General features: G+C 35.6%; 16 protein-coding genes and 5 pseudogenes. 15 read left to right on the top strand and 6 right to left on the bottom strand.

Annotated elements, in window-relative coordinates; translation table 11 throughout:
- Positions 1 to 559 precede the first annotated feature (559 nt).
- Complete coding sequence (locus H3Z85_04335; protein QPQ52682.1) at positions 560 to 1,144, top strand: ribonuclease HII; 585 nt, start codon at positions 560 to 562, stop codon at positions 1,142 to 1,144.
- Between the two features lie 97 nt (positions 1,145 to 1,241).
- Here the strand turns inward: H3Z85_04335 and yidC are convergent, their stop codons facing one another.
- From yidC to H3Z85_04350, 3 genes are all read right to left on the bottom strand, one after another.
- Positions 1,242 to 3,041: a membrane protein insertase YidC gene (gene yidC, locus H3Z85_04340; GenBank protein ID QPQ52683.1), complete on the bottom strand. Its 1,800-nt coding sequence runs from the start codon at positions 3,039 to 3,041 to the stop codon at positions 1,242 to 1,244.
- A 178-nt stretch (positions 3,042 to 3,219) separates the two neighbouring features.
- Positions 3,220 to 4,827, bottom strand: coding sequence for a CTP synthase (locus H3Z85_04345; protein QPQ52684.1), 1,608 nt, complete (start codon positions 4,825 to 4,827; stop codon positions 3,220 to 3,222).
- Between the two features lie 204 nt (positions 4,828 to 5,031).
- A complete protein-coding gene (locus H3Z85_04350) occupies positions 5,032 to 5,601 on the bottom strand; it encodes a YceI family protein (protein QPQ52685.1) in 570 nt (189 codons plus the stop codon).
- Positions 5,602 to 5,740: 139 nt separating this feature from the next.
- On the opposite strand from H3Z85_04350, the gene radA reads away from it, so the two are divergent.
- The gene (gene radA / locus H3Z85_04355) at positions 5,741 to 7,090 is read left to right on the top strand and encodes a DNA repair protein RadA (protein QPQ52686.1); all 1,350 of its coding nucleotides are present in this window, start codon (positions 5,741 to 5,743) and stop codon (positions 7,088 to 7,090) included.
- Between the two features lie 171 nt (positions 7,091 to 7,261).
- Positions 7,262 to 7,848 (top strand): annotated as a pseudogene (locus H3Z85_04360) (DUF479 domain-containing protein).
- On the opposite strand, the pseudogene H3Z85_04365 reads toward H3Z85_04360, so the two are convergent.
- Positions 7,849 to 8,348 (bottom strand): annotated as a pseudogene (locus H3Z85_04365) (hypothetical protein).
- 73 nt (positions 8,349 to 8,421) lie between these two features.
- Here H3Z85_04365 and H3Z85_04370 point away from each other — a divergent pair.
- Entirely contained in the window at positions 8,422 to 9,000 is a 579-nt protein-coding gene (locus H3Z85_04370; GenBank protein ID QPQ53836.1) for a HupE/UreJ family protein, read from the top strand.
- Between the two features lie 67 nt (positions 9,001 to 9,067).
- The gene (locus tag H3Z85_04375; GenBank protein QPQ52687.1) at positions 9,068 to 11,455 is read left to right on the top strand and encodes a M1 family metallopeptidase; all 2,388 of its coding nucleotides are present in this window, start codon (positions 9,068 to 9,070) and stop codon (positions 11,453 to 11,455) included.
- An 86-nt stretch (positions 11,456 to 11,541) separates the two neighbouring features.
- On the opposite strand, the gene H3Z85_04380 is transcribed toward H3Z85_04375, so the two are convergent.
- Both H3Z85_04380 and H3Z85_04385 read right to left on the bottom strand, forming a co-directional pair.
- Positions 11,542 to 12,237 (bottom strand): response regulator transcription factor, encoded by a 696-nt coding sequence (locus tag H3Z85_04380; protein QPQ52688.1) that lies wholly within the window; start codon positions 12,235 to 12,237, stop codon positions 11,542 to 11,544.
- A pseudogene (locus H3Z85_04385) lies at positions 12,230 to 13,265 on the bottom strand (histidine kinase). The gene H3Z85_04380 and the pseudogene H3Z85_04385 overlap by 8 nt, the downstream one beginning before the upstream one ends.
- 229 nt (positions 13,266 to 13,494) lie before the next feature.
- On the opposite strand from H3Z85_04385, the pseudogene H3Z85_04390 reads away from it, so the two are divergent.
- The 10 genes and pseudogenes from H3Z85_04390 to H3Z85_04435 all read left to right on the top strand — a co-directional run bounded on the left by H3Z85_04390 (position 13,495) and on the right by H3Z85_04435 (position 24,308).
- Positions 13,495 to 14,204, top strand: a pseudogene (locus H3Z85_04390) (DUF2490 domain-containing protein).
- A gap of 6 nt (positions 14,205 to 14,210) precedes the next feature.
- Entirely contained in the window at positions 14,211 to 15,497 is a 1,287-nt protein-coding gene (locus H3Z85_04395) for a TRAP transporter large permease subunit (GenBank protein QPQ52689.1), read from the top strand.
- A 167-nt stretch (positions 15,498 to 15,664) separates the two neighbouring features.
- Positions 15,665 to 16,867, top strand: coding sequence for a cation:dicarboxylase symporter family transporter (locus H3Z85_04400; protein ID QPQ52690.1), 1,203 nt, complete (start codon positions 15,665 to 15,667; stop codon positions 16,865 to 16,867).
- A 232-nt stretch (positions 16,868 to 17,099) separates the two neighbouring features.
- Entirely contained in the window at positions 17,100 to 17,237 is a 138-nt protein-coding gene (locus tag H3Z85_04405) for a hypothetical protein (GenBank protein ID QPQ52691.1), read from the top strand.
- Positions 17,238 to 17,810: 573 nt separating this feature from the next.
- A pseudogene (locus H3Z85_04410) lies at positions 17,811 to 18,088 on the top strand (co-chaperone GroES).
- Positions 18,089 to 18,191: 103 nt separating this feature from the next.
- Positions 18,192 to 19,817, top strand: a complete 1,626-nt coding sequence (gene groL, locus H3Z85_04415) for a chaperonin GroEL (protein ID QPQ52692.1) — start codon at positions 18,192 to 18,194, stop codon at positions 19,815 to 19,817.
- A gap of 103 nt (positions 19,818 to 19,920) precedes the next feature.
- Positions 19,921 to 20,817, top strand: a complete 897-nt coding sequence (locus tag H3Z85_04420) for an alpha/beta hydrolase (GenBank protein ID QPQ52693.1) — start codon at positions 19,921 to 19,923, stop codon at positions 20,815 to 20,817.
- A 473-nt stretch (positions 20,818 to 21,290) separates the two neighbouring features.
- Positions 21,291 to 22,517 (top strand): hypothetical protein, encoded by a 1,227-nt coding sequence (locus tag H3Z85_04425; GenBank protein QPQ52694.1) that lies wholly within the window; start codon positions 21,291 to 21,293, stop codon positions 22,515 to 22,517.
- 445 nt (positions 22,518 to 22,962) lie between these two features.
- Entirely contained in the window at positions 22,963 to 23,511 is a 549-nt protein-coding gene (locus H3Z85_04430) for a hypothetical protein (GenBank protein ID QPQ52695.1), read from the top strand.
- Between the two features lie 32 nt (positions 23,512 to 23,543).
- Positions 23,544 to 24,308, top strand: a complete 765-nt coding sequence (locus tag H3Z85_04435) for a hypothetical protein (GenBank protein QPQ52696.1) — start codon at positions 23,544 to 23,546, stop codon at positions 24,306 to 24,308.
- Positions 24,309 to 24,366: the final 58 nt, after the last annotated feature.

Consider the following 24,366-nt stretch of genomic DNA (forward strand, 5'->3'; position numbering starts at 1 on the left):
AAAAAATATTAATATTTTAACAATAACAACAAATAAGGTTAAAAATAATACTAATTTATGTTAAAATCAATAATTTTAACAAAAACAATAAAAATTAATCGATATAATAGTTACAAAACATTAATAATATCAATCATATGTCTAAATTCAATTAAAATAAGCCGCAAATGAATGATTAACAACAACTTAACCCAATTACAGTTAACAGAAAATGCCAAATAACAACTTATACAATGCTATGCATATATTTTATTTTCATCACCAAAAGGAGAAAAAAGACCAGAGAAGGCAGAAAAATCAGGAAGCAGTTATAAAAGATCAGTCAAGAAACAAAGGATACTTCAAAATAATCAACACATCAGAATATATGTTATCATTAAAATAACTTATTTATTCAAAATACATTAAAAGACTAAAATAGTACAGGAACAAAAATCTCCCCCATAATACAATTCATTACCAACTGCCACAGACGTCTAATGCAGTTTATTACAAATTAAAATCCTCAACAAATCAATTTGTTTTTATAATTTTACATCTCTTATTTTCAAAGACAGGCATGGAGTTATTACAAAAGTGGACAGACATCTATATTGAAGTAGGATGTGATGAGGTTGGCAGAGGCTGCTTAAGCGGACCGGTGGTAGCTGCTGCTGTTATTTTAGATGATAATTTTAAACAAAACCTGGTGAATGATTCAAAAAAGCTAACATTCAAAACAAGAATGGAGCTGGATACTTATATTAAGGATAATGTGAAAAATTATGCTATTGCAGAACTTCCGCCATCATTTATAGATGAACATAATATTCTGAATGCCAGCATTCATGCTATGCATAGGGCATTGGATCAACTCACGATCACTCCCGAGCTTATTTTAGTGGATGGCAACAAATTTCATCCTTACAATTATATACCGCATCAATGTATTATCAAAGGGGATTCAAAAGTATTATCCATTGCAGCAGCTTCTATTCTGGCCAAAAACTACAGAGACAGACTCATGATTGAGCTGCACGAAGAATTTCCCGATTACGGCTGGGATACGAACTTTGGATATGCCACTAAAAAGCATCAGGAAGCCCTTATAAAACACGGTCCTACAAAACACCACCGACAATCATTCCGATTGAAATACGATTAATTATAATAGTTACAGGGCTAAACTAAAGCCTGATAAACAAAAAAAGAGAAGCAATCGTATTGCTTCTCTTTTTTATATGGTATACTAATCAAATAGATTATTTCTTTTTATTTCTGATCTGCTCCTGAGCTTTTTGTTGTTCCTGAGCCTTCTCCATCATTTCTCTCATTCTTTTCTGGAATTTACCTTCCGCTTTCGGTTTTTCTTTGTTAGCCTGAATCTGAGCGTGAATTTTCTTTTCATCTAAAATCCAGTATTTAATAACAAGGATAATTAAAATGTTAATCGCATTGGATACAAAATAATACCATGAAAGACCTGAAGCCGACGTGTTAAGGAAGAACAGGAATGTAATCGGGAAAATATACATTAGCACCTTCATATTTGGCATCCCTTCCTGTTGTGGCTGTTGCATATTTCCTGACGTCATTACCGTATAGATTAAAATAACCACTGTACATGCCAAAGCAAAAATACTCAAGTGATCTCCCAGGAAAGGAATTTTAAATGGTAATTTGATTAAATCATCATATGCTGTTAAATCTTTGGCAAACCAGAATCCTTGCCCTCTTAGATCAATGAAATTCGGGAAGAAACGGAACAGTGCATAGAATATCGGGATCTGAACCAGGGCCGGTAAACATCCTGCCATCTGATTGACCCCGGCTTTACGATACACCTCCATCGTAGCCTGTTGTTTTTTCATAGGATCAGCATCTTTAAACTTGGCGTTTACCTCATCGATTTCCGGACGAATGACTTTCATCATTGCACTAAGCTTATGCTGCTTGTACATAATCGGTGATAAAATCAACTTTACGATAATCGTCAGCAAGAAAATTGCCCAACCTGCAGTTAATCCCCAAGATGCAATAAAGTTGTACATTGGAATAAAGAAACCACGGTTCATCCAACCAATGAAAGACCATCCCAATGGAAGTATTTCATCAAAATTCTTATCATATGACTTCAGCAAAGGTAAATCAAGTGGCATAAAATACCATGTGAAATCCTGATTCAATTCACTTCCTGTCATCTGAACGAAACCTTCATAATTCAGTTTTTTCAGAAACTCTCCTTCTTCCACAGACTCCTGATTTCCTTTACTTTGAGTAAATCCGTTCTTAGCTTCAATAACAGAAGTAAAGAATTGTTGCTTCACTCCAATCCAGTTAAGCGTTTCTTTTTCTTCATTCATTGTTGTTCTTCCATCATAATCATAATCTTTATAATTATTGAAAGCGTACGCGAATTCTGAGTGAGATTGTTCCTGAGCTCTACCTTTTTCAAGATTTCTTACGTTATAATCCCAGATAAAATCTGCTTTATTGTCAGAAGTTATTTTAGAAAGCCCCTGAGTTCTAACTTTAAAATCAAGTGTATATTTCGGAAGAAGTGTATAAATAAACTGAATAACAGCTCCATTGTAATCAGCAGTTAATGTTACAGCGTTTCCGTTTACTGTTGGTGAAAAAACTAAATCTTTAGTATTAATGACTTTACCTGTTTTGTCCTTAAACTGAAAACCATAGTTTGAATTGTTTTTATTGATCAGATAAAGAGGCTGATCTGCATGATCTGTTTTATGGTTGTATGCTTTATACTTTACAAGTTCTACTCTTGAAACCTGTCCTCCTAAGCTTGAAAACTCTAATTTCAATTCATTATTCCCCAGACTTGCAGTCTGAATAGCATTCGGAGTTACATTTGGATTGATATTGGTTGCCTGAGTTGGTTTTACGGCAGTTTTCGCCTGTTCAGTTTTCTGCTGCTGAGCTTTCAACTGTTCTTCCTTCGCCTGTTTGTTCTGGAAATAGAACATAAAACCAAAGAGAACCAGACATAAAACCGCAAAACTTATCATTTGCTTCTTATCGATTCCGTTGTTTTGTTGCATTTTATTTTATATTAAAATTTTAAACTTACAATGTACATACGAGCGTACGTAATTTGAGCTGACAAAAATACTGTTTTTTTATCAAATCTTTATACTATAATATGTTAGTATATAATAAACTCAAGCTGAGAATAATCAGCTTGAGTTTATATGTAGACGTTTATGATAAAAATTTACCTTATTTCTTTTCGCAAGCCTTAATGAAAGCTCTGAATAGAGGATGTGGGGTAGCCACTGTACTTTTATATTCAGGGTGATACTGTACACCAACATAGAATGGATGATCCGGCATCTCAAGAGCCTCTACAAGACCTGTTTCCGGATTTGTACCGGTAGCAAGGAAACCATTCTTTTCAAATTCCTGAAGATATTCACTGTTAAATTCATAACGGTGACGGTGTCTTTCAGAGATATTTTTGCTTCCGTAGATATCAGAAAGTTTGGAACCGTTTTTCAAAGCACACTTCCATGCTCCAAGGCGCATTGTTCCGCCTTTATCTACCACATTTTTCTGTTCTTCCATTAATGAGATCACAGGATCCGGAGTAGCAGTATCGAATTCCATTGAATTGGCTTTTGTATGTCCCAGAACATTTCTCGCAAATTCAATCGTCATAATCTGCATTCCCAGACAAATTCCCAACATTGGAATCTTGTTTTCTCTTGCATATTTTGCAGTAAGAACTTTTCCTTCAATTCCTCGGTCTCCAAAACCTGGTGCTACAAGGATACCGTTCACTCCTTTCAGGGTGTCTTTAATATTTTCTTCTGTGATATCACCACTGTAAACCCATCTTACTTTGACTTCAGTTTCAAGGTCTGCTCCTGCATGTTTGAAAGCTTCAGCAATAGAAATATATGAATCCTGAAGAGAAACATATTTTCCTACCAATGCAATTTCAACCGTTTTCTTAGGGTTCTGGAATTTCTTAAGGAAGTTTTTCCAGTCTTTAAGATCAGCCGTTTTATCACTTTTAAGATCAAGTTCCTTTAAAACTACGTCATCAAAATTTTGCTTCTGAAGATACATTGGTACTTCATAGATCGTTTCAAGGTCTTTACATTCGATAACGTTTTCCAAAGCTACGTTACAGAATTGGGCTAATTTCGCTCTCTGATCTTTTGGAATTTTATGTTCTGTTCTGCACACTAAAACATCCGCCATAATTCCACTTTCCATCAACTGACGTACGGAATGTTGAGATGGTTTTGTCTTTAATTCTCCACTTGAAGCCAGATAAGGCAATAACGTAAGGTGAATTACCATAGAATTACTCTCGCCCAGCTCCCATTTCAACTGACGAACAGTTTCAATGTATGGTAAAGATTCAATGTCCCCAACTGTTCCACCGATCTCAGTAATAATGATATCGTAGTTTTGCTTTGAAAGGATTTTAATTCTACGTTTAATTTCGTTCGTAATATGAGGAATTACCTGAACTGTTTTTCCAAGGAAGTCTCCTTTTCTTTCTTTTTCAATTACAGTCTGGTAGATTTTTCCTGTAGTAACGTTGTTGTTTTGGGATGTAGGCGCATCCAGGTAGCGCTCGTAGTGACCTAAATCCAGATCTGTCTCCGCACCATCTTCAGTCACATAACACTCTCCGTGTTCATAAGGATTCAATGTTCCCGGGTCGATATTGATATAAGGATCAAGTTTTTGGATCGTTACGTTAAAACCGCGTGATTTTAGCAATAGTCCCAGAGAAGCAGACACGATTCCTTTTCCCAAAGATGAAGTTACACCTCCTGTCACAAAGATGTACTTTGTATTCTTTTTACTCATTAGATTAGGTTTGTGCAAAGTTAGGGGAAAAAGAAATACAAAGCAATTTTTAGATTTTGAAAATGAGAAAACAGGCTTCAAACAACCATAAAATCTAACTTTTTTTATTTGATTTTATTTTTTTTAAAACTATTCCGTTTTGAGCTTATACGAAAAAAGGGTTCTATTTACAGTAACCCTTTTAAAAGTATGATAAGTATCAACCTATTTTTTTACCAGCTCAAGATATACACTCACCTCTGCATCTTTGGCAATACCTGTCTCTTTTGAATCATAGTTGATGTTATAATCCAGACGGTCTATGATAAATTTCGCCTGCAATCCCATTACTTCCTTTCCATCTTTATTTTTCGTTATTCCGCCAAATATCACCGGAATATTCACTTCTTTGGTAATATCCTTAATGGTTAATTTTCCATGAAAAACATAAGCTCCGTTTTTATCTTTTGTGCCGGAAGTTCCTTCAAATGTCATTTCAGGATATTTACCTGCTGCAAAAAAATCATCGCTTCTCAGGTGGCTGTCTCTCATTTCTATACCGGTATTGATGCTTTCAGGAGCTATAGAAATACTCAAGGAGGCATTGTCTAAAGTCGTTCCTTTTGCTGTGAGTTTTCCGTTAAACTTATCGAATCTTCCCTGAACGAAACTGATTCCCATATGTTTAATATTGAAATTAAAAGAAGAATGCATCGGGTCTATTTGCCAGTTATTTTGTGCAAAAGCCATCACACCGAATAAGACAAACATAAAGGATAAAAAGATTTTTTTCATTGTAATTATATTTTACATTAAAATTTTATTTGAATAAAACGAAGATATGAAAGATATTCCTAGCACGAACCTATGTATATTGTTAATATTATATCAAGTTAAATTTCGAAAGAAAAATGCTTTTTTATAACTTCGCGGTATGGCAAAACTGAAAACAGCATATTTCTGTCAAAACTGCGGAAGTCAATATTCCCAATGGATGGGACAATGCAAAAACTGTGGACAATGGAATACTTTAGTAGAAGAAATTGTTGAAAAACCTTCTCATAAAACTCCTCCCTTTTCAAAATCCAAGCAACATGTTATTAATATTGTTGAAGTGGAAACCAGTGAGGAACCGAGAATAAAAACACCTTCTGAAGAACTGAACCGTGTTTTGGGTGGAGGAATTGTTCTGGGGTCGGTAACCTTAATTGGAGGGGAACCCGGAATAGGAAAATCTACACTTCTGCTTCAGCTTGCCTTAAAGATGAAGAAAAAAATCTTTTATGTCTCCGGGGAAGAAAGTGCCTCACAGATTAAAATGAGGGCAGACAGACTTACGGACATCCAAAATCCCAATTGTTTTCTTTTTACCGAAACCTCCCTTGAAAAAATACTTCACGAAGCCAAAAAACTGGAACCTGATTTCATAATCATCGACTCTATTCAGACGCTTCAGTCTCAACTGATCGAAAGCTCTCCGGGAACGGTTTCACAAATCCGCGAATGTTCCAATGAAATCATTAAATATGCCAAGGAAAACAGCACTCCCGTGTTTCTGGTAGGTCACATTACAAAAGATGGCCAGATTGCAGGCCCGAAAGTACTGGAACACATGGTTGATGTTGTCCTGAATTTTGACGGAGACAGAAATCACCTTTTCAGGCTTTTGAGAGCCAATAAAAACCGTTTCGGTTCCACTTCTGAAATCGGGATCTATGAAATGATTTCCCAGGGATTGAAAGAAATCAAAAACCCTTCGGAAATCCTGATTACGAAAAAACTTGAGGAATTATCCGGAAACTCGGTTGCTGTTACCCTCGAAGGAAACCGACCTATGCTTCTGGAAATTCAGGCTTTGGTAAGTACAGCGGTTTACGGTACACCACAAAGAAGCTGCACAGGATTTGATTCTAAAAGGCTCAATATGCTTCTTGCTGTTTTGGAAAAACGTGCCGGATTTCAACTTGGTGCAAAAGACGTTTTCTTAAACATTACCGGAGGAATCAAAACAGACGACCCGGCACTGGATCTTGCCGTTATTGCTTCAGTTTTATCATCCAATGAAGATATTGCAATTTCCGAACACTACTGCTTTGCAGGAGAAATAGGATTAAGCGGGGAAATCCGCCCGGTCGCACAAATTGAGCAACGAATTACTGAAGCTGAAAAACTGGGATACGAAAAAATATTTGTATCCAACCTTAATAAAATACCTAAAAGAAAATTTGGAATCAAGATTGAAGAAGTGAGTAAGATTGAGGATTTCCATGAAAGACTTTTTTAATTGAAAATTAATAATTGAAAATTGAAAGTGAAAAGTTGAAAGTTGAAAGTTGAAAGTTGCAAAATCGTAATTGGTATTTATCAAAAGTATCTTTTATCTTTTATCTTTTATCTTTTATCTTTTATCTTTTATCTTTTATCTTTTATTCTTTTAAATTCCTACCTTTAAAGTATGAATTACCTGGCTCATTCTTTTCTTACATATACCGACGGGCAGATTGTGGGACAATTTCTCGAGGATTTTATTCGTAACAAAGATCGTTTTACCTTTCCGAAAGATATTCAGGATGGGATAACCCTGCACCGAGCCATTGATACTTATACAGATTCCCATCCGGCAATTCATGAGGCCAAAAAGTTTTTGCTCCTTTGGTAAGATTATATGCAGGGGCATTTGTGGATGTCTCCATGGATTATTTTGTGGCCAATGACCTTTCTTTGCATTCTCTTGCCGAATGGAAAGCCCACTCTTTAAGGGTTTACAGGGTGTTGAATGCGCATGAAAAATGGCTACCTGAAAATTTTAAAAGAATGCTGGCCAAAATGGAACAGGACGATTGGTTGTATCATTACAGGGAAGACTGGGGCATCAAATTCAGCATTCAGAATGTGTTGAATAAAGCCAAGTATCTGGATAAAGACATGCCTGTTTTTGACGCCTTTCTGGAACATAAAAATGATCTTCAAAGATGTTATCATGATTTCTTTCCCGATCTGATGGACCACGTAAAGGGAATCAATGCATTGCTACAGGATTAATTATAACTGATGATACATATACCGATTGGGATACGAAAGCTTTTCACTCTTTCTCTGCCCGTTTACAATAATATGAACAATATTAATCTGATCATCAAAAAGATTATATAAAAAACTGACTGCTGTTTCTATTTTTTTGGGATTGCTGACAGGTTCTGACTCCATGAATACATTGACAGACTCCTGATCTTCCTCATAGCCCAGATAATTAATTTTTAAAAACTTATTATCGGCTTTAAGCTTAAAGTACTCCTGACAATATTTCTGTAAGGCATCATTGAGTTTCATTTTATATTTTTCATCATTAAAATGAAAAGCTCCACCATATTTCTTTCCAAGTCCATTCTCAAGATCATCTAAAAAAATCTGCCGGTCACTTCAAACGTTTTCGACTTTGAATTGTAATTAATTTCTACAGAACCCACATGATAAGGATGCTTCACTGTGGTAAAAGACAATAAAAAGAAGGCAGGAATCAGAAACAGCCAAAAATTCTTCATAAACCTGAACATAGAAATAAAATTTGTCCGAAATTAATCATTATTTTCGTACGCATTATACTTTTATACCATGATGCAGGATTTTCTTTTTTATTTACACCTCGGTTGGGAGCACATTATTTCATTAGATGCTCTGGATCACCAGTTATTTGTACTGGCATTGATTGCTGTTTATTCTTACAGTGATTGGAAAAAAATTCTGATTCTCATCACCGCATTTACCATTGGCCATTCGATTACCCTGGCTTTAAGTATTCTTGATGTTTTCAGGCTACCTTCCGATTGGGTTGAGTTTTTGATTCCCATGACAATTGTTTTGACCTCCCTGGATAATATCATTATGAAAAATCAAAAACAGACACTGATGCGTGCCAATTATTATCTGGCACTTATTTTTGGACTGATCCACGGGATGGGTTTTGCCAATACGGCAAGAGTGATGATCGCTAAGAGCCAGAGCATTGCCATTCCTTTACTGGGATTCAATATTGGGCTGGAATTGGGACAAATTGTTATTGTACTGGCAATACTGATTGTCCTGTTTATTCTGCTGAAAATTTTTAAGGTTAATAAAAAGGACTGGGTACTGTTTGTATCTTCCGGGGTCTTTGCTTTATCTCTAAAAATGGCATTAGAAAGAATTCCTTTCTAAAATTGAAATATTATGATTATTTCAGGCACTTATTACTATCTTTGACAATTATTAAATCATTTCGGTTATGAAACTAAAAGTTTGTATACTTTCACTTTCTGTATTTGCTTATACAGGTTTCACCGCACAAAATATTCAGAACAATCCCGGCAGTAACCACGGAAACAAGTTTGAACAGCTGGGAAGCATTCTTCCGACACCTAATATTTACAGAACGGCTTCAGGAGCTCCGGGACATGGCTATTGGCAAAACAGGGCAGATTATACTATTACCGCCTTCCTTGATGAAGATAAAAGGAATCTGAAAGGTTCTGAAACAATTACCTACTACAACAATTCACCCGACGAATTGGACTACATCTGGCTTCAACTTGATGAAAATGAACATTCCAGTATAAAGAATGCCGGATATGAGACATCGTCTGTCCTTCGTCCTTCTGTAAGTGATCAGCAGCTTAAAATGACTGAACTTCCTGTAAAAGATAACGGCTATGGTGTGAATCTTGAAAAGGTAACGGATGCTTCCGGTAATGCTTTAAAGTATACCGTGAATAAAACCATGATGCGTATTGATCTTCCTAAAGTCCTTAAAAAAGGAGAAAAATTCATCTTTAAAGTAGACTGGAATTACAATCTCTCCAACAGGATTAAAATGGGAGGTCGTGGCGGCTACGAAAATTTTGCGGAAGACGGCAATGATCTGTACACCATGGCTCAATGGTATCCGAGAATGTGTGTTTACAGTGATTTTCAGGGCTGGCAGAATCATCAGTTTACCGGAAGAGGAGAATTTGCCCTGGTATTCGGTGACTTTAAAGTTTCTATCAATGTACCTGCCGATCATATTGTAGGAGGTACCGGTGAATGTAAAAATTATGATCAGGTATTGACTTCTGATCAGCTTTCAAGATACAGAAAAGCAGAAAACGCTTCTGAACCTATAGAAATAGTAACGTTAGATGAGGCTAAAAAAGCGGAGAAAAACCATTCGAAACAAAGAAAAACCTGGAATTTTGAAGCCAATAATGTAAGAGATTTTGCATGGACTTCTTCAAGGAAATTTGTTTGGGACGGAATGCGTGTAACGATTCCTGAAAACAACAACAAAGTAATGGCGATGAGCTTTTATCCAAAGGAATCTTATGGTCTGTACAGAAAGTTCTCCACAAAAGCAGTAGCTCACACGATTAAAACATATTCAGAATTCACGATCCCGTATCCATATCCTGTAGCCCAATCTGTGGAGGCAGCCAATGGAATGGAGTATCCGATGATCTGCTTCAACTTCGGAAGAACAGAAAAGGACGGAACTTATTCTGAAGGAACCAAAAACGGTATGATCGGTGTAATCATCCATGAGGTAGGTCATAACTTTTTCCCGATGATCATAAATTCAGATGAAAGACAATGGGCATGGATGGATGAGGGACTGAATACATTCACAGAATATCTTACCGAAGAAAAATGGGATAATAAATTCCCTTCTAAAAGAGGACCTGCCTGGACGATTGTCGACTATATGAAACTTCCGAAAGATCAACTGGAGCCGATCATGAGTAACTCTGAAAATATTGTTCAGTATGGCCCGAATGCCTATTCAAAGCCCGCAACCGGATTAAATATTCTTCGTGAAACCATTATGGGAAGAGAGCTTTTTGATAAAGCATTTAAAACATACGCTAAAAGATGGGCTTTTAAGCATCCTGAACCCGCAGATCTTTTCCGTACCATGGAAGATGCCAGTGGTGAAGACCTTGACTGGTTCTGGAGAGGTTGGTTCTACGGTACTGATCCTGTAGATATAGCCATTGATAAAGTAACGATAGCCACTCCTAACCTGGAAGCCGATCCGAAAGCTGCAGCTGAAATAAAATATCAGGTGGAAAAACCGTTGGCAAGCAGTTTTGATGATATTTCAAAAATCAGAAACAGAGAAGACAAGAATATCACTTTTTATGCAGACAAGGATAAAGATGTTCAGGATTTCTATTACCGATATGACAGAGGGCAGGAAAAAGTGGATAACAACAAAGAATATTCTATCAGGACAGAGGCAAGCCTTCCCCTGGATACAAAGGATAAAGATAAATGGAAAAATCTCACTGCTTACCAGATCGACTTTGTCAATAAAGGCGGACTTGTAATGCCGATCATCCTTGAATTTACTTTTGAAGACGGCACAAAATTATACGACAAATCATCTGCGCAGATCTGGAGGTTAAATGAGCAAAAGGTTTCCAAAACCTATTATTTTGGTAAAAAACTGGCATCCATTCAGCTTGATCCGATGAGAGAAACTGCAGATATTGATACTGCCAACAACTTTTGGAGCAATGCAGGAGGAAATGCAGAAGTTTCAAAATTCCAGCTATTCAAGCAAAAGCAGGACGGAGGTTCTGTGAGAGGCGGCTCCACAGGAAAAGTAAATCCGATGCAGGCGGCAGGCAAAAGCTAAGATCCGAATATTGGCCGACATATTAAAAAGTCCACTTTTACTGAAGTGGACTTTTTATTTTCATAGTGACCTGAATCTTAATAATGCTATTGCCCCAGATATTCCTTCAGTAATTTTTTATAGGTCCTGCCAAGCGGGAGTTGTTCTCCCCCATTCAGATGTACGTGAAATGCATCATAGGATTTGATATGAGAAGATAACACGATATAAGATTTATGGATTCTGATAAATCCGAAACGCTGAAACTTTTCTTCAAAATTCGACATCCTTTCCAGGATCATATATTTTTTCAAAGGTGTGATCAGTGTTATATACTCTCCAAATCCCTGTATCCATAGAATGTCTTTCAAAAAGACTTTATTCATCACGTAATTGGATTTAAACATGATATAATCTTCCTGTTGGCTGGCAGAATTTTTAAAGTGTAAAAAATCCTTGGCTTTATGAATGGCTTTTTTAAAAGTTTCAAAGTCCACAGGTTTTACAAGATAATGTACAACATCGAGCTCAAATGCCTTGACAGCATATTTCACCTCCAGTGTCAGGAAAATGCAAAGAGGTTTATAAGGAAGTTGCTGAAGTAGCTCTACTCCATTGATTCTTGGCATATTGATATCGAAAATAACAAGATCTACCGGTTTTTTTGTAAGATATTCCAATGCTTTTTCAGGATCCTGAAATGATTCCAGCAGCTCTACCCCTTCAATACGGGTACAATATTGTCTGACCAGCTGCAATGCAGGATATTCGTCATCAACATTTACTACAGTCAGATTAGCCATTTACCTTAATTTTTAATACTATTTTATACTTATTATTTTCTGCCGGTCCTGAAATAAAATCAAAACTCCCCGGATAAAATTTTTCTAATATATGAATAACTGCATCATTACCCAATCCATGGTAACCGGTTTCTACAGAGTATGCCTGATGCTGAGCTACCGAATTAGTAATAGTAAAAAACAATTCTGATTCTTCTATTCTGCAGGATAACCTTATAAAACTATCCTCAGCCTCTCCTATTGCAGAATGTTTTAATGCATTTTCAAATAACGTAAGCAATACAGAAGGAGGAATTTCTACAATATCAAACTCTTCCAGGTCCGGTACATCAAATACAATATCAAGCCGGTTATTATATTTCAGCTGATATAAAGACGCAAGTGCCTTCAGAGACGAAAATTCCTGGTAGACGGTGATTTTGGTCTTTCCGCTATCGTAAATAATATATTGTAAAAGCTTACTTAACTGCAAAATAGAATCCGATGTTTTCTCGGAATAGCTAAAACTATTGGCATACATATTATTGAGGGTATTCAACAAAAAATGGGGATTCAGCTTAGATTTGAGAAGGTCCAGGTAAAGCTGTTCTTTTTCTTCACCAAGATCGATCACATCCTGTTCGATCAGAAATTTATCCTTTGTAATTCCTAAAAAGGAAGCAACAAGAATGACAATGCCCTGGGAAATATAAACATTATAAAGAAAACCAACATGATAACCTTCTCTGGAAAAATTCATTTCAAATACTGCAGGTTCCCACAAGATCCTAAAAAGGCTGGAAACCAAAAAACAGATTAAAGCGTATAATATAAACTCAGGATATTTATTGGATAAATAAAAATAAGGGACAAGATAATAATATACCAAATAATATAGCCCAATATTAAAAATTACATTCAAAATAATACTCCCGATCAGCTCATAGGAATCCAGAAAGTAATTTTCGGTAAAATAAGTCATCAGGATAAAGACAAATAAGAGAAAAAATATGCTGAAATCTCAGTAAAAATTTCCAACGGTACCGCATCAGACCTTCAAGAATTTTACCGCTAAACAAAACCCTGATAATCAATAATATAATTATAAAATTTATGATTAAAAACATATTTTAACTCCTATTTTGCGCTCAATCAAATATACCATCTTTTTACCGCAAAATGCAGTTCGTTGATAAAAACTGCCATTGATTGAAAAATTCAAAAGCCGCTGTTTCTAATAAATATATTTGAAAGACTTCAATATTAATCAAATATTATATGAAACTTAACACACGATTAACGCTTTTCTTATCATTCTGTTTAATGAGCAATCTCTTATACAGCCAAAGCAAGGATAATTATAATATGTGGTTTCAGTATCTGATGTCTGCAAAGATCACCAATAAAAGTACCTTAACAGCACTTACCCAATACCGGTCCTTTGATCTGGCTTATGATACAAGGCTCTTTCTTCTTAATGCTTATGTAGATTATGAAGTGGTTGAAAATATAAAACCGGCAGCCGGATTTATGTTTTTGACCCTTGAATCTTACAATGCCGACGATTCCAAGAAAATAAGGTATGAAAAAGACCATTCCAGCAAATAACTGCTGATTATTATATTGGCCGGACTTCAATATCCAACAGACTTAGGGTGGAAGAACGTTTTCTCAGCAATCCTGATGAATTCCAGGTCAGGATCCGATACCTGATTTCCGTCAGAATTCCGTTCAATAAAAAAGGGGAAAAAGAAAGACTCTACGGTATTCTTAAAAACGAAATAAGAATGAATATCGAAAAAGAGGAACCTTTTGACAGCAATCGTATTACAGCAGGTTTTGGAATAAAAACCGGAAAAAATTCTGCATTGGAAATTGCTTTTATCAATCAGCTGGAAACAGGAAAAACAAGTAACTACGGATTTCTAGGCTTCCGGAATACATTCGACTGGAGAAAAAAAATCAATAACAACATCATAAACACATAAATAACTATGCTAACATTTCTTGGTTTCATAATGATTTTCATTTTCATGATTCTCATTATGAACAAAAAACTGACTCCCCTTACAGCCTTGGTTCTTGTTCCGGTTCTTATTGCTTTTGTTGCCGGTTTTGGGCCGGACCTTGGCAAAATGATGAAAGAAGGGATAAAAGAAATTGCTCTCACCGGAGTGATGTTGATTTTTGCCATACTCTATTTTAGTCTGATGATTGATACCGGACTCTTTGAGCCACTGGTGAATGCTATTTTAAAAGCTGTAGGAGATAATCCAGTAAAAACAACTATCGGAACAGCCATACTCACTACATTGGTTTCTTTAGACGGAGACGGATCGTCTACTTACATTATTGTAGTAGCTGCCATGCTTCCGCTTTATAAAAAACAGGGCATGAATCCTTTGGTACTGACCTGCATCATTATGCTTTCCGGCGGGATTATGAATATTCTGCCATGGGGCGGCCCTACAGCAAGGGTAATGAGTTCTCTGAAATTGGGGCATACCGAAATCTTTGTACCGATGATTCCCGTGATGCTGATCGGTCTTGTATGGGTTTTCGTTGTAGCTTATATTCTCGGGGTAAAAGAAAGAAAGAGAATCAATACCCATGGCAAATACACCCGATACAGCCAGCAGGATATTGTGGGCAGTGATGATCCTGCATTACGTCGTCCCCAACTGATTATTGTCAACCTGATTCTTACCATCATTCTTTTAGCGGTGATGATCCTCGATATCATTCCGTTGGGCATTGCTTTTATGATTGCTTTCTGTATAGCCTCTGTCATCAACTATCCCAAGCTGAAAGATCAGCAGAAAATTATTTCCAAGCACGCAGGTAATGCATTATCGGTAGCAGGAATGATTTTCGGGGCAGGAATTTTTACGGGAATTCTTAATGGCACCGGCATTATGCAGGCGATGGGAAACAGCATCATTAATGTTGTTCCGCAAAGCTGGGGTGGTTATCTTAATATTATTACCGCTGTATTCAGTGTGCCACTTACTTTTTTCCTGACCAATGATGCTTATTACTTTGGGATCTTGCCGGTGATTACCGCTACAGGACATCAGCTCGGAATTTCACCTGAAATTCTGGGACGCGCGAGTCTTGTCGGCCAGGCATCACACTTGCTGAGCCCGTTGGTTCCTTCCACTTATTTATTGGTGTCATTAGCCGGTGTAGAATTTTCAGATCATTTAAAATTTACTTTAAAATGGGCTATAGGGTCATCCATTGTCATGCTGCTTGGTGCTTTAGTGCTGCAAATCATTTAGAACTAAGACCGGAAGTAGATATTACAATCTAAAATCACTTAAAACTAATTTCATTAAGCTAATCAGAGATTATAATGAATAACTTTCTGCCCACTTACCACCCAATAACTTCCGCTCCTTATCCGAACTATTTATTATTTTCGTAATCTACATTATAAAAAACCTGAATGAGTTCCTTACCCAAGCAAAAGACGTTTACTGATTCTTATCTGAGAAATCTTAGCCTGTATGCATTCACAGCTATTATCTGTGGAGCATTAACCGGGTATTATTTCCCGGAGGTCGGAAGGCATCTGGAGCTGGTAAGCCATTACTTTTTTGTACTTCTTGAAGTTCTTATTGTTCCCATTATTTTCATTGCTGTTACCTATGGCGTAAGCTATATTTTCAGTATTGAAAATGCTTTTAAAATTGTGGGCCGGATGATCCTCTATTTTCTGGCGATTACTTCCGTAAGTATTCTGCTGGGACTTGCCTTTGGTCTTCTCCTGAAACCCGGCGCTGATACGGGAATTTCTACAGCAGTGATCCACAAAGAGATTCCCGGACACTTTTTAAACCATCCTAACAATCCGTTGCAGATCAGTAATTATGTCATTTTCCTTTTGATCTCTATTTCTGCCGGAGTAGCGATTGGTCTTTCAGGGGCGAAAAATAAACTGATCAATATTTTAGATGAGGGTAAGAATTTGTTTTTTAAGCTTATAAAGTATCTGTATATTTTTCTTCCGATTGTTATTTTCTGCAACATCGCCTTTGGGATTTCGGTCTATGGCATCAATACCCTTCTCCCACTAAGCAAAGTGGTGGCTACCGTGTATCTTGCCAGCCTTGTTTTTATTTTCGGAATATTAGGGCTTGTCACTTCCTTATTCAGGATCAGTCTTTGGGATTTTTTAATCAGCATCAAAGAAGAAATTATACTCGTAGTAGCGACTTCTTCCTCCAAAACAGCTTTTCCCATCATTTTTGATAAAATGGAATCTCAGGGATATGACCGGAAAATTCTTCGTTTTGTGATTCCTTTAGGATACAATTTTAATCTTGCAGGAGCCTGTATCTATCTTTCGATCTCCTGTATATTCCTGGTACAGTTTTACAATATTTCTTTAGGTACTTCGGATTATATCTGGCTTTTCATCATTATTTCCATGGCGTCGAAAACAGCATCGGGAGTTCCCGGATCTGGTTTTTTGGCCCTTATGTTTACCTTAAGCAGATTTGGAAAAATTCCCGTTACAGATCTTGCGTTGTTGTACAGTGTAGACCGTTTCATGAACGAAGCACGGTCGGTAACCAATTTTATAGGCATTGCAGTTTCAGCGGCTGTTATCTCAAAGCTTAATCAGCATCATAAAGACATAGTCTGATCGGTTTAGCGATAGTATATTTTCAAAGCGACATCAAAAATAAAATGTAACTTTCTGAATGCTCGTAAAAACAATTCACTAAAAAAGGTCAAAATACCAATACCGGCCTCCCGTCTACCAACAACCTAACTACCTGTTTTAAAAAATATTACCTTTGAAAAATAATAAGACACCAACTGTCAAAAAACCTGATTGACATAAAATGCTCAGGAATCAATCAAAACTATTACTTATGAAAAATGCTAAACTATTAAGCAGAGAAGCCCAAAAATCCATCATTGGAGGAGCTGCTGCAAGACTTGTGTGTTGTGACTATGATGACAACATGAAATGTATCCGTTGGATCGGACCGGGACAATACTGTCCGTGACCTGATTATCCCATAACCATTACAATAAAGGCCGGAAATTTCCGGCTTTCTTTTTTATATTTTTCTGTGCATTGTATTTTTCAGGATCCGGAAAAGGCATACTGCAAAACATTAGAATCTGACAACCAAATAATTATTAAAAAAAGACTTAAAATATTTCACCCTTAAAGGAAAAAGTTTTATATTTGAACTACTTCTTTTTACACCAAATGTCAAGAACCTGGTTGACTTTAAATTTTCAGGAATTTTGTACAAACAAAGATTATTAACTATGAAAAATGCTAATTGATTAGCAGAGATACCACAGGCAACCAATAGTAGTGCTGAATTGCGCTACTTTTGTGAAAGAGACTGCAAAGGAAAATGTGTCCTTTGGCAGAACCTGGAGAAAGTTGCCCCAGTAAAAAATCAATTCATGAGTTAGATAAAAGCCGGAAAATTTCCGGCTTTCATTTTTATTTTTCTGCCAAATTTTCACATTCGGAATAAAAAATCTGCCATTTCAGCCAACACTGTCTCATGGCATACATTTAGAGAATTCCAACACAGAAATAATTAAAAAATAAATATATTATGTCAGTAAACTTTAAACCATTGGCAGACAGAGTTCTGGTAGAGCCAATCGCAGCAGAAACTAAAACAGCTTCAGGTATTATTATCCCGGATACTGCAAAGGAAAAGCCGCAAGAAGGTACTGTAGTGGCAGTAGGTCCTGGTAAAAAGATGAGCCTACAACGGTTCAGGTAGGTGACAAAGTTCTTTATGGAAAATATTCAGGTTCTGAATTGAAGTTAGAAGGGAAAGATTACTTAATTGTAAGAGAAGCTGACTTATTGGGAATCATCGGATAAGATTTCAGATCACAGACATCAGATTTCAGATTAAAAAAAATCAAATTAAAAACTATCGTTAGTTGTCTAGTATCTGACATCTAACATCTAATATCTAATCAAAATGGCAAAAGAAATAAAATTCGATATTGAATCAAGAGACGCTCTAAAGAGAGGAGTAGATGCATTGGCTAATGCAGTAAAAGTAACTTTAGGTCCTAAAGGGAGAAACGTAGTGATTGAAAAATCGTTCGGTGCTCCGCACGTAACTAAGGACGGTGTTTCTGTTGCAAAGGAAATCGAACTTGAAGACAGAGTAGAAAATATGGGAGCGCAAATGGTAAAAGAAGTGGCTTCCAAAACCAATGATATCGCAGGAGACGGTACTACTACCGCTACTGTATTGGCACAGGCTATCGTAAGAGAAGGTCTTAAGAACGTAGCAGCAGGTGCTAACCCAATGGATCTTAAAAGAGGGATCGACAAAGCAGTAACAGCGGTTGTTGAAAATCTTAAAACACAGTCTCAGGCTGTTGGAGATTCTACAGATAAAGTAAAGCAAGTAGCTTCTGTATCTGCTAACAACGATGAAACGATCGGTGCTTTGATCGCTGAAGCTTTCGGAAAAGTTGGTAAAGAAGGAGTAATCACTGTGGAAGAAGCTAAAGGTATCGATACAACCGTTGACGTTGTAGAAGGTATGCAGTTCGACAGAGGATACCAGTCACCTTACTTCGTAACTAACCCTGAGAAAATGTTAGCTGAACTGGAAAACCCATATATCCTTTTAGTAGAGAAGAAAATTTCTTCAATGAAAGAATTGTTACCGGTTCTTGAGCCAATTGCACAAGGTGGTAAGTCTCTATTAATCATCTCTGAAGAAGTTGAAGGTGAAGCTTTAGCTACTTTGGTAGTAAACAAATTAAGAGGTTCTCTTAAAATTGCTGCTGTAAAAGCTCCGGGATTCGGAGACAGAAGAAAAGCAATGTTAGAAGATATCGCGATCCTTACAGGTGGCCAGGTGATCTCTGAAGAGCAAGGTTTCACTATGGAAAACATCTCTTTAGATATGCTTGGAACTGCTGAGAAAGTGACGATCGACAAAGACAATACAACAGTTGTAAACGGTGGTGGTGACGAAGCGAAAATCAAAGGAAGAGTAGCTCAGATCAAAGCTCAGATGGAAACTACAACTTCTGACTACGACAGAGAAAAACTTCAGGAAAGATTAGCTAAGTTAGCCGGTGGTGTTGCTGTATTGTATGTAGGTGCTGCTTCTGAAGTAGAAATGAAAGAGAAAAAAGACAGAGTTGACGATGCATTACACGCAACTAGAGCTGCTGTTGAAGAAGGTATCGTTGCAGGTGGTGGTGTTGCTTTAGTAAGAGCCATCTCTTCATTGAACGAACTTTCCGGTGCTAATGCTGACGAAAACACAGGTATCAAAATCGTGAAAAGAGCGATCGAAGAGCCATTAAGACAAATCGTTGCCAACGCAGGTGGTGAAGGTTCTGTAATCGTTGCTAAAGTAGCAGAAGGAACAGGAGACTTCGGATACAATGCGAAAACTGACGAGTATGTTCAAATGCTTGAAGCAGGTATCATTGACCCAACTAAAGTAACAAGAGTTGCCCTTGAAAACGCAGCTTCCGTATCAGGTATGCTTCTTACCACTGAATGTGTAATCACTGAAGTGAAAAAAGACGAACCAGCTATGCCAATGGGTGGTGGAATGCCAGGAATGATGTAAAAACGTGTCGTTGAGACAATTTAATATATTAACCGTTCTACTTTGTAGGACGGTTTTTTTATTATATTTGATGACTCACTATGACCCCATGAAAAAATCTACAATGAAGATCAGTTTCCTTTCTGGCGTATTTATTTGGTTGCTGCTAACAGCTTTACCCCAAATGGCCTTTTCACAATCCACAGGTTTAACCATTCAGGATGTAAAATTTGAAAGCCAGGGGATCACTCTTGCAGGCTCTATTTTAGAACCTGAAAAACCAGTGGCAGCCGTGGTAATTGTTCACGGGTCTGATCCCGTAAAAAGGGAAATGGAGTTTGCAAAACGTCTTGCTAAAGAAGGTATTGCCGTACTAACCTATGATAAACGCGGAGTTGGAGAATCCGGAGGTGTGTATGTAGGGCCGTCTGTAGGTACGAATAATATTGACACGGCTAATCTTGATCTATTGGCCCAGGATGCCAATGCAGCTGTAACAACATTCCAGGCTTATTTGAAACAGAAAAAACTCCCAATCGGGCTGGTAGAATTCAGCCAGGCAGGATGGATCATCCCGATTGTAGCAAGCAAAAACCCAGGTATTGAGTTTATGGTTTTATTCAGCGGCCCTACCATTACAACACTGGAACAGCTTCGCTTTCAGTTCTATACCAACGGAAACCATAGTTTTTGGGAAAACCATACAGAAGCAGACGCCATTGAACATACCCTAAAAGATCCGGACAGGTACCAGTTTGCAGCGACTGATCCTAAAACCTATTTGAATACCCTTTCAATTCCCGGGCTTTGGCTTTTTGGCGAAAAAGACATACAGATCCCGGTAAAGTTGTGTATAGAGCAATTGAATACACTCAAAGCCCAAGGCAAGCCCTTTAACTATATGTCTTTTCCTCAATTGGGCCACAATACGTCTTCCGGCACCGATACTGCCCCCGTTGACGCAGCTATCCAATGGATAAAGCAGAAAGTGAAGAGTAAAAAACCTAAATCTTCACAATAAAGCATGTGTAAACATGCTTGAAGCAGACATCCCCCGCAAGCCCCGCTGCGCAAAGTCTCCAGACTTTGCGCAAAAACAATCCAAAGTCAGGAGACTTCGGATAGCGGAGAGAAAAATGCTTTTATAAAATGGAATCAAGATTCCAAGTTTCAATATATCCTTTCAATATGTAGAAATAAAAAAATTAAATTACATCAAAAAGAAATTTTAACTTTTTTGAAAAAATACCGCCGATAGTATTGAACCAGATATTCCAATGGGTAGTGGAATGCTAAGAATGATGTAGTCATAACAATTATATAAATTAAAACCGTTCTATTTTTATGGGATGTTTTTTGAATATGGTTTCCGGTAAGGAATATTTACTCTATTACTATGTTTTACAACAAAAAATTAAAATTCAACTAAATATTAGAGTTTTTTCTTTAATTTCACATAAAACAATAACACGAAGATCGTATATAAATAATAACATGAGTTTAGAAGAAAATAATATAAATGAAAGATATAAATCAGCTATTGATTCTTTAACAAATAATTCATCAAGAATTTCAGAAATGACTAAACAAATTTCTTTATTCTCTACACCAATCTCTAGCCAACTTCAAAGTTCTTTAAAAGAAAATCTAGATAAAAACCTTCTTATTTTTGGTAGTATCACAAAATTACTTCCACAAATCCTTACATACGAAAATCATCAATCACTGGCTAATTTATCTAGAACGGCAATTGCATCTATTACCCAATTAAACTCCATACCTTTTTTATCAGAATACGAAAAAAATATTCAACAAAATCCAATATCTAATACTGCAAGACTTCTTTCAGCAAGTCTAACGGCTAATGATTTTTTAAAAAACTATGATTCTAGTAGATTATCTAGTATAATTGGAACAGATATTACATCTAGACTATTAATTCATAACGATATAATAAAAGCTACAGAGTTGTCAATTTATGCTGAAAAATCAATTGTCAATTTAAGTGTACAAAATATTGGAAGTAAATTAAATGCAAATCTTATTCAGCGATCAAAATTATTTACAAATTTTATAGAGTTATCTCAAAGTTATAACTCATTATATGAATCTTTTGAAAGAAACCCTTTATATTATAGTCAATTAGATCCTGTAATAAAAAATGTAATTCCATCAGAATATTATACTTGTGCAGATACACTTGAAATTCTATCGTTAGAGCAAGAAAGTGAAACTAGAGAGGAAATTTTAATAAAAGACGAAATTAAGTATGAGAATGAAATTTTATTAAGTACTCATCTCCCAAAATTAAATTCTGATTTATATGATTTATGGAAAGGTGCAATTCAGGCATATACTTCTGATAATGTAGAGAAACCAAGACATTTTATCACGTCTATTCGTGAACTATACACTCATGTTTTTCAAATTATATCACCTAATAAAGATATAGAAGCGTGGAATAAGTCTCCTGAATTATATCATAACGGGAAACCTACAAGAAAAGCAAGATTATTATATTTATGTAGAAAGTTCAATAATGAAGAAATGAAAGATTTTGTAGATAAAGACATCACATCAACCCTAGAATTAATTAACTTATTTCAAAAAGGAACTCATTCTATTAAATCAAAATTAGGAGATAAAGAACTTGCAATTATTAAAAGTAAAGCTGAAAACACTTTAAAATTTTTGCTAGAGATACATTTTTCAAATTTTTAATAAATTATTTGTTTTTTATAATCTATTCTAACCAATTGTATAAACTAAGGAGTTTTATAGCAAGTAAAAATTCTCACCGCTGCGCAAAGTCTCCCGACTTTTGCGCAAAAAAATCCAAAGTCAGGAGACTTCGGATAGCGGAATGCTTTTAACAACTGAATGTGTTATCACTGAAGTAAAGAGCGCTGAACCAGCTATGCCAATGGGTGGTGGAATGCCAGGAATGATGTAATAGCAAGTCGCTAAGACAAATTTAATATATAAACCGTTGTGCTTTTTGTGGAGCGTTTTTTTGTTTTATGGGTTCCCGTAAGGAAATAGTTGTTTAATATAATAATTTTGTAAGCAAATCATTATAACGAGGAATAAAACATCACAAAAAATACTAAATTTGACTAATAAATAAAACTATACTAATAAACCATGCTAACTCAAAAAGAAAAATATGAATCCGATCTTAATTGAATTTTATTTTGATAAAACTCTACCAATTTTCCCTGTATATAGATGGAACTATGAAAAATATCAAAAAATATATAGCATTGAATCTTTTGATATAAATTTTGAAAATGAAGTTTTCAATGTATTTAAAAGACCTTTACAATATTTTTATAAAGAATCAATTCCAGGAGATTTCTTTGCATCAAATGTTTTAGAAGTTAACGAAAGTGAACTAGCATTCCATGCCGAGTTTGATAATGTATTATTTTTTTATTTATATAGCTCTATCAGAACATATCTAGAAAGTTTTTATGAAATCATTGAAGCTAATTTTAGTGAATATAGAAATGATATTGGAAATTATAGAGTACCTATTTACTTTTATAATGATCGTTATACGTATATAAAGCAAAATCATTCAATATTTCAAGTTTTTAAATTTTTGATAGAAACTAGAACAAATACTATTGAAAGAATTGATGATGATATGTTTATAAATATTTTTCAAATAAAGAATTTTGAAGAACAATTTAAAAAATACAACTTTATATAATTACTTGAAAATAGGAAATTCTAATTTTATATATGCAAAATTCAAATCAAAAATGGTATCAAATACCAGAGGTAATTATAACTTTAATTTCCACAGTTTGTATAATGTTAACGACCATTTTTACTCCGATTTTTACAAACGAAAAAGATATTAGAGAAGTATTCATAAATACACCAAATCTTGATAAAATAAATTTTTTAGATTATTTTGGAATTAAAAAAAACAAAATATTCACCTACGAAATTATAGAAAAAAGTATTGATGACGGAGCTGAATATGATAGTTTATATGTTGTAGATGTTAGAGTAATAAATATACAAACTAAAGATAATATATCTTTAGTTGAATTTGACAACGATATTCTCTTTCCTCGAAAACAAAAACAAAAATTTTATTTATTATTCATATCTAATATGGTTTACGGTATTCCACAAGAACAACAAATAAGAGTAACAGAAATGTTTAGCAAGGGTAATTATAAATTGAGAGATAGTGATTTTAATGTATTTCCAGACTATAATTTGCCATTTTTTCATAAACAAATATTTTCTTCAACAATTCCTCATTCCTTACGAGGAGATAAACTATATATAAATCATGTACAATTTGAAGGAACAACAAATTATTTTGATGGCAAAAAAATGACTGAAAGAATGATTTATCGTATCTACAATCAGACATTAAGTGATCAAGTATATTCCGAATTCATACCATATATAGGATTTACAAAACATTCCTATCATCATAATGGCCCTAGAATCGAGTATAATATCGAGCTCAAAAATACCGAAAACTAAAAACATAACAACGCTAAGTGTTTTGAAAGCAACTATTGCTTTCAACCAAAATTCCATA

The organism is Chryseobacterium indologenes, assembly GCA_016025055.1.
GTDB lineage: Bacteria > Bacteroidota > Bacteroidia > Flavobacteriales > Weeksellaceae > Chryseobacterium > Chryseobacterium indologenes.

Excerpts from the sequence above, each read along its gene's own strand:
- H3Z85_04335 (QPQ52682.1), top strand. The coding sequence starts at position 560 with ATGGAGTTATTACAAAAGTGGACAGACATCTATATTGAAGTAGGATGT.
- yidC (QPQ52683.1), bottom strand. The coding sequence starts at position 3,041 with ATGCAACAAAACAACGGAATCGATAAGAAGCAAATGATAAGTTTTGCG.
- H3Z85_04345 (QPQ52684.1), bottom strand. The coding sequence starts at position 4,827 with ATGAGTAAAAAGAATACAAAGTACATCTTTGTGACAGGAGGTGTAACT.
- H3Z85_04350 (QPQ52685.1), bottom strand. The coding sequence starts at position 5,601 with ATGAAAAAAATCTTTTTATCCTTTATGTTTGTCTTATTCGGTGTGATG.
- radA (QPQ52686.1), top strand. The coding sequence starts at position 5,741 with ATGGCAAAACTGAAAACAGCATATTTCTGTCAAAACTGCGGAAGTCAA.
- H3Z85_04370 (QPQ53836.1), top strand. The coding sequence starts at position 8,422 with ATGCAGGATTTTCTTTTTTATTTACACCTCGGTTGGGAGCACATTATT.
- H3Z85_04375 (QPQ52687.1), top strand. The coding sequence starts at position 9,068 with ATGAAACTAAAAGTTTGTATACTTTCACTTTCTGTATTTGCTTATACA.
- H3Z85_04380 (QPQ52688.1), bottom strand. The coding sequence starts at position 12,237 with ATGGCTAATCTGACTGTAGTAAATGTTGATGACGAATATCCTGCATTG.
- H3Z85_04395 (QPQ52689.1), top strand. The coding sequence starts at position 14,211 with ATGCTAACATTTCTTGGTTTCATAATGATTTTCATTTTCATGATTCTC.
- H3Z85_04400 (QPQ52690.1), top strand. The coding sequence starts at position 15,665 with ATGAGTTCCTTACCCAAGCAAAAGACGTTTACTGATTCTTATCTGAGA.
- H3Z85_04405 (QPQ52691.1), top strand. The coding sequence starts at position 17,100 with ATGAAAAATGCTAAACTATTAAGCAGAGAAGCCCAAAAATCCATCATT.
- groL (QPQ52692.1), top strand. The coding sequence starts at position 18,192 with ATGGCAAAAGAAATAAAATTCGATATTGAATCAAGAGACGCTCTAAAG.
- H3Z85_04420 (QPQ52693.1), top strand. The coding sequence starts at position 19,921 with ATGAAGATCAGTTTCCTTTCTGGCGTATTTATTTGGTTGCTGCTAACA.
- H3Z85_04425 (QPQ52694.1), top strand. The coding sequence starts at position 21,291 with ATGAGTTTAGAAGAAAATAATATAAATGAAAGATATAAATCAGCTATT.
- H3Z85_04430 (QPQ52695.1), top strand. The coding sequence starts at position 22,963 with ATGAATCCGATCTTAATTGAATTTTATTTTGATAAAACTCTACCAATT.
- H3Z85_04435 (QPQ52696.1), top strand. The coding sequence starts at position 23,544 with ATGCAAAATTCAAATCAAAAATGGTATCAAATACCAGAGGTAATTATA.